Source organism: Candidatus Neomarinimicrobiota bacterium, from assembly GCA_021157965.1.
Taxonomy (GTDB): domain Bacteria; phylum Fidelibacterota; class Fidelibacteria; order Fidelibacterales; family Fidelibacteraceae; genus Fidelibacter.
This window is the reverse complement of record JAGGVO010000056.1, coordinates 1-5,469: the sequence shown is the minus strand read 5'-3', so window position 1 is coordinate 5,469 and position 5,469 is coordinate 1. Positions and strand designations below refer to the sequence as shown.

The window sequence follows — 5,469 nt, the reverse complement described above, 5'->3', positions numbered from 1 at the left end:
TAATAATTATAAGTATAATGATGAATTTTTATCTGACAAGCTTACTAATGAAAAAATACACATATTTAATAATAATATAAATATAAAATATAAAATATATAATAAAATACCACATCATAGGTATTGGTTGTTTTATTTATATTCAAAAGATCCTATTTCGCTCGGTGATAAGACATTGTATGGAATTATTACAGATTATGGACTCACTGATTTTACTCAGGAAAGGGAATTTAAATCAGAATTTTACCATGTTGAAACAGATGATTACTCAAATGATTTAGGAGAACCAATTTTAACTATATAGAAAGAAAGTCTATCATGCATTTCACAATCTTCGGTGGTGGACAGGAAATCGGCGCCAATGCATATTTTTTGGAATGGCATGGTCGGCGTATCTTGCTGGATGCCGGGATGAATCCTGCGGAACAGGGGTATCACAGCCTGGTCCCGGTCGACGAAATCGGTCCACTGGATGCTGTAATGATCAGTCACGGGCATTTTGACCATATCGGCTCTCTGCCCCTGGTATATAAATTGTGTTCACCCCGGCATGTTTTTATACCGGCGGAAGGGTTTGATATTGTCAGACGCATGCTGTGGAATACGGCCAATGTGATCACCCGGTTAGATAAACAATCGAAAGATTATGCTTTTTCCCGGGCCTATGAACGGAATAATATGGATGAGCTTTTTGAAGAGGCTTTACCGGATGCCATGGCCTATGATCAGGAATTCCCGGTGACACCGGAAATTACAGGCCGCTTTTTTAATGCCGGACATGTGCTGGGTTCTGCCGGTATAATTCTTAGTGACGGTGAAAAATCTCTGGTCTATACCGGTGATATTGGTGTGAATCCCCATGGTATCCATCCTGGGATGTCACTTCCTGATTGTCCCCGCCCGGATATCCTTTTGATGGAAGGGACCACAGCCGCTGAGCCATCCTCCTGGGATGAAATGGCATCCAAAAAGGCCTTCTGGCAGGAAATTCGTGATGCTGCCGACCGGAAGGGACAGGTTCTGATCCCGGCTTTTGCCCTGGGACGTACACAGGATATTCTGGCCCTGATCCATGAAGGGAAGTGTCTGGATGACATTCCTGATATTCCTGTTTACGTAAGCGGACTGGGTAATGCCATATCGGAAATCTATGAAAACCGTAGACATGAGCTTCGACCGGAATACAGCCAGACTCCCCTGACCCAAATGGCTATTGCGACAGATTCTCAGCATCTGCTTGATCTTTACCGCAATCATGTTAAGCAAAAACAGACCGCTATTTATATCAGTACCAATGGCATGATGGAACCCTGGACCGGTGCCGCCATGCTGGCCCAACGCATGGTGGAATCACCTAAACACGCCATTCTGTTTACCGGCTACCAGGCTCCCGGGACCCTGGGATATGATGTCCTCAATGCCCCTGTAGATACCCGGCTGGATTTCAGGATGACAAAAGGGAGGCAGGGATTTGCCACTATCCGTACCCCCTATCGGAAAAATTTCAGGTTCAGTGCCCATGCCTCCCGGGATGAACTTATCTCGGTAGTTGAGCATTTTGACCCGAAAGAACTGATTTTGATTCACGGGGACGGAGATGCCCTGCAAGCGTTGAAAAAGTCGTTACCGGCTTCCCGTCCGATCCATATCCCACACAACGGCGACATGGCTGAAATGGGAAAGAATGCCCTTCAATGGTTAAATACCCTTCCGGCCATAATCATGACTGTGGGGACCTCACTTTTAGGGAATTTCAGGCGGGAGTATCCGGATCGGGAAATTACCCTGGAAACAGTCTCTGAATTTTTGAAAAGGCACATCAATGATTCACGGGCTCCTTCAGCAGAAATCCAGACTTGGAGGGAAATGGAAGCAGATGCAGGTGAACGTGTATATCTTTTTGTCAGTGATGATCCGGACGGTGAGTTGTGCGGCCGCGCGCTGGAATCCATCTTTCCCAAGGGGAAAGCACACATGGTCTGCATACCAGGTTTGAAATCTGATTTTCAGTCCTTTCAGCAAGAAGGCTTGCCAAACCTGATCCAGGCACTTATCCGGTTTTATCAACGGCATGAAGGCAAAGTGCGTATTGTGGCAACCGGGGGATATAAAGCCGAAACCGCCATGGTAACCCTTGCCGGATCTGTTTTGGATATTCCCGTTTACTACATTCATGAAGATTTTAAACATGTCATCCGAATGGATCCTTTGCCAATTTCCTGGGATATACAACACTTCAAATCTTACATCCGGGAAATCGAGACGGTTCTTTCAGCCAACACCTTGTCGGCCGGACAAGAGGTCATGGAAACATCTCTCCCGAAAGATTTACATTCCCTTTTTGTCCCGTCACAGGTCATGAATCAGTGGAAACTGACGCCATTGGGGCTTGCCATGCGGGAGAGCATTGTCCGCAGAATTCGTGATGAAAAACGACGCCGCTACCTGGATCCTGATCCGGAAATCCATAACCGGGTCCATCCATGGGGACAGGGGAGGATTTACCTGAAAAGAATACCGGATAGTAGTGTTCGTCTCCTTTTGAATACCCTTTTTGAATGGCGGTCTCATTTCAGGTATGTCACCTATGGCCGTTTACTGCCTAAAAAGGAGGGATTATCAACAGTTATTTTTCACCATGATACACCGGACCGACTGGTCTATCATCTGAAGAGTCCGGCTGGTGGACTCGAAATAGTGGTACATGCCTATCGAGGCAGTGTTAATGATCTGTTGAAGAAACTAGGCAAAACCATTCGCATGTGAGGTTCCTATGGCAAATATTCTCATCAGTCCACTGGGGACGGGCAGTATTGATAAAGAAAATGACCGTTATAAACGTGCAGAATATCGGTTTTTAAAAAATGAGACTAAAGAAACATCATCTTTTGTAACATCTGTTATTACCCGTCATGAGAAAAAATTTGATAGGGTATTTCTGATTGGTACCAATAAATCCATGTGGGATGCCGTGTACGAGTTCTATGCAAAAGAGGTTGATGATTTTGACGAGAGCATCCTGTATGCATATTCAGAAAACCGGGAATTATCAGATAACCGGGAAAGTCTGGATTGGGATTTTACACCTATACACTGTGTTTTGGATGCATATTTAAAGAAAATAGAACCATCTGCAGAGGGAGGATCTGAAGTTTTTCTTATTCGTTATGGATACAATGATGTGCAACTGAAAGAGAATATGGATACACTTATGGTAATTGCCGAAAGACTGAAAGACGGGGATCAAATCTATTTGGATATTACACACTCTTTCAGATCCATTCCCTTCTTTGTACTGGCCTTGATTAATTATATTCAAACACTTAAAAATGTTCGGCTAAAAACGATGTATTATGGAATGCTTGATGTGATTCACGAATTGGGTTATGCCCCCATTGTGGATTTAAAGCAAATAGTAGAGATAAATCAATGGAGTGATGCTGTCAGCAGTTTCATCCGTTACGGAGACGGGTATGAATTAGCAGAAATTATAAAACCATTGAATATATCTTTCTCTAAAAGTCTGAAAAAAATGTCTGATGCTTTATGCTTCAATTTTATTGGGCATTTCAAAAGTAATATTCCATCACTTTTAAAAGGGAGTGAACAATTAAGAAATCATGCAATATTTAGGTATTTCAAACCTCAGTTTGACGGATTTGTATCCATATTTAATGAGGATGATACCGTGGAGATTTCTTTGAATACAGCAGAATGGCTGATACATCACCGAAGATATGGGTTGGCCCTTTTATGTATTAAGGAGGCGGCTTTACAACTCTTTTATAAAGTGTATCAAAAAAAATCTAATAAATATAACTCTAAAATTGTATCCATCCTTTTTCAAAATCGTTTTAAGTATAAGGATAAAGTACCTCAAGAAAGTTGGGCAGATTTAATTCAAAATGTTAAACGTATGAATTGTTATAGAATCAGTACAGCTCATCCGAATTCAGGTACCAGATATAGAATGGATCAAATCAAATCAGTTTGTATGGATACCATTTTATGTATAAGAAGAGCCAATAGGGAAGAACTTTGGCATGAGTTCAGACAATATATTCATTGGGAAAATCTTGAAGATGATTTTAAAAATAGTGAAAGGAGGAACCATTGAATACAATGAAATCCTATCAGCCCGTACGAAATACATTAATATGCACTGTTGGGACCAGTCTGTTTTACGCAAACCTGAAAACTTTATCTGAAGACACAAAAAATAAACCGAAGAACTGGAAAAACATCAAATCGTATTTTAAAAATAACAAGTGGGAAGCTTTATCCAAAGAATTAGTACAGATTGATCCAACGCAACGCTTATGTGGAGCTGAAATCAATACAATTGAAGAAGTAAGAAAAAAGAAATCCATACAACTGGAAAACATCTTTTTTCTTGTTTCAGATACTGAAGACGGCCGGAGCACCGGAAGGGTATTAAAGCACTATTTTGAAAATAGACAAGATTTAAATTTAAATCAGATCGATTTTGAAGTCGTCGATGATTTAGATGATAAGGATCCGAAAAAATTCAGAACAGTGGGGTTGAAAAATCTGGTAAGAAAAATTGGAGCTTATATTAATAGAATCGGGACTCAAAATATTGCTATTGATGCGACGGGGGGATACAAAGCACAGATAGCCGTCGCCCTTTTAATTGGGCAAGCTTTGGATATTCCTGTCTTTTATAAACACGAACGGTTTACAGAGATCATTGATTTTCCGCCTTTACCGGTCATGATGGACTATGACATTTTAGGTAGGAATGCTGCGCTTTTTCATGATATGGAAGCCGGTGTCATGTTTACGCAGAGAGAACTGGGTGAAATGGAGGATAAGTTAACACTGTTTTTTACAGATGTAGATATTGACGGAGAAACGTTTTACGAGTTGCATGCAATAGGATATATCTATTTATTCTCTTTCCGACAGCGATTCAATTATATTCCTGATTTAAAATCTCTTGATCCAAGTGAGCGCAAAGAACCTACATTTGGAAATGGTCATCATTTTCCATCGGGTTTTAAACCTTTTGTCCAAAAAGTGTGGAATGAAAATAAGTGGATACAAACCTGCTGGACAATTCCTTATGCCGGACAAAAAGGGATAGATGGCATTAGTTTTGAAGTTCATAAAGATAACTCAGATCATGATATACTAATCGGCTCATTCAAAACGAATAATTTTGGTGCCCGGTTTCAGATTCATTTATCGGATAACCGGAGAGAGAGTTTAAACTGGGCGGCAGATTATTTAAACAGGGAATACCGACAGAAAAAAAAATAAACAAATTCATGAAAGTATTGTTTGAGAAGAAAATATTGAATAGTTTTATGTGAAATACTTTTTTGCTGAGGGAAAATTATTTTCACCGTAACTGCTCATTGACAATAAGGGATTGATAATCAACGGGTTACAGGGATCAAAAGCGTGCAAAACGGGCCAAAAACGGGGCAAAAAGTGATGTTTCAC

The 5,469-nt window shown here is 40.7% G+C and carries 4 protein-coding genes; all 4 read left to right on the top strand.

Features of this window, described 5'->3' with window-relative positions; all coding sequences use genetic code 11:
* Positions 1–304: hypothetical protein (locus tag J7K63_08895; protein ID MCD6235137.1), on the top strand; the 304-nt coding region annotated here is incomplete at its 5' end.
* A gap of 14 nt (positions 305–318) precedes the next feature.
* On the top strand, positions 319–2,766 hold the full coding sequence (locus J7K63_08890) for a putative CRISPR-associated protein (protein ID MCD6235136.1): 2,448 nt from the start codon (positions 319–321) through the stop codon (positions 2,764–2,766).
* Between the two features lie 7 nt (positions 2,767–2,773).
* The gene (locus J7K63_08885; GenBank protein MCD6235135.1) at positions 2,774–4,117 is read left to right on the top strand and encodes a TIGR02221 family CRISPR-associated protein; all 1,344 of its coding nucleotides are present in this window, start codon (positions 2,774–2,776) and stop codon (positions 4,115–4,117) included.
* A gap of 5 nt (positions 4,118–4,122) precedes the next feature.
* A complete protein-coding gene (locus tag J7K63_08880) occupies positions 4,123–5,283 on the top strand; it encodes a putative CRISPR-associated protein (GenBank protein ID MCD6235134.1) in 1,161 nt (386 codons plus the stop codon).
* The last annotated feature ends 186 nt before the right edge of the window (positions 5,284–5,469 follow it).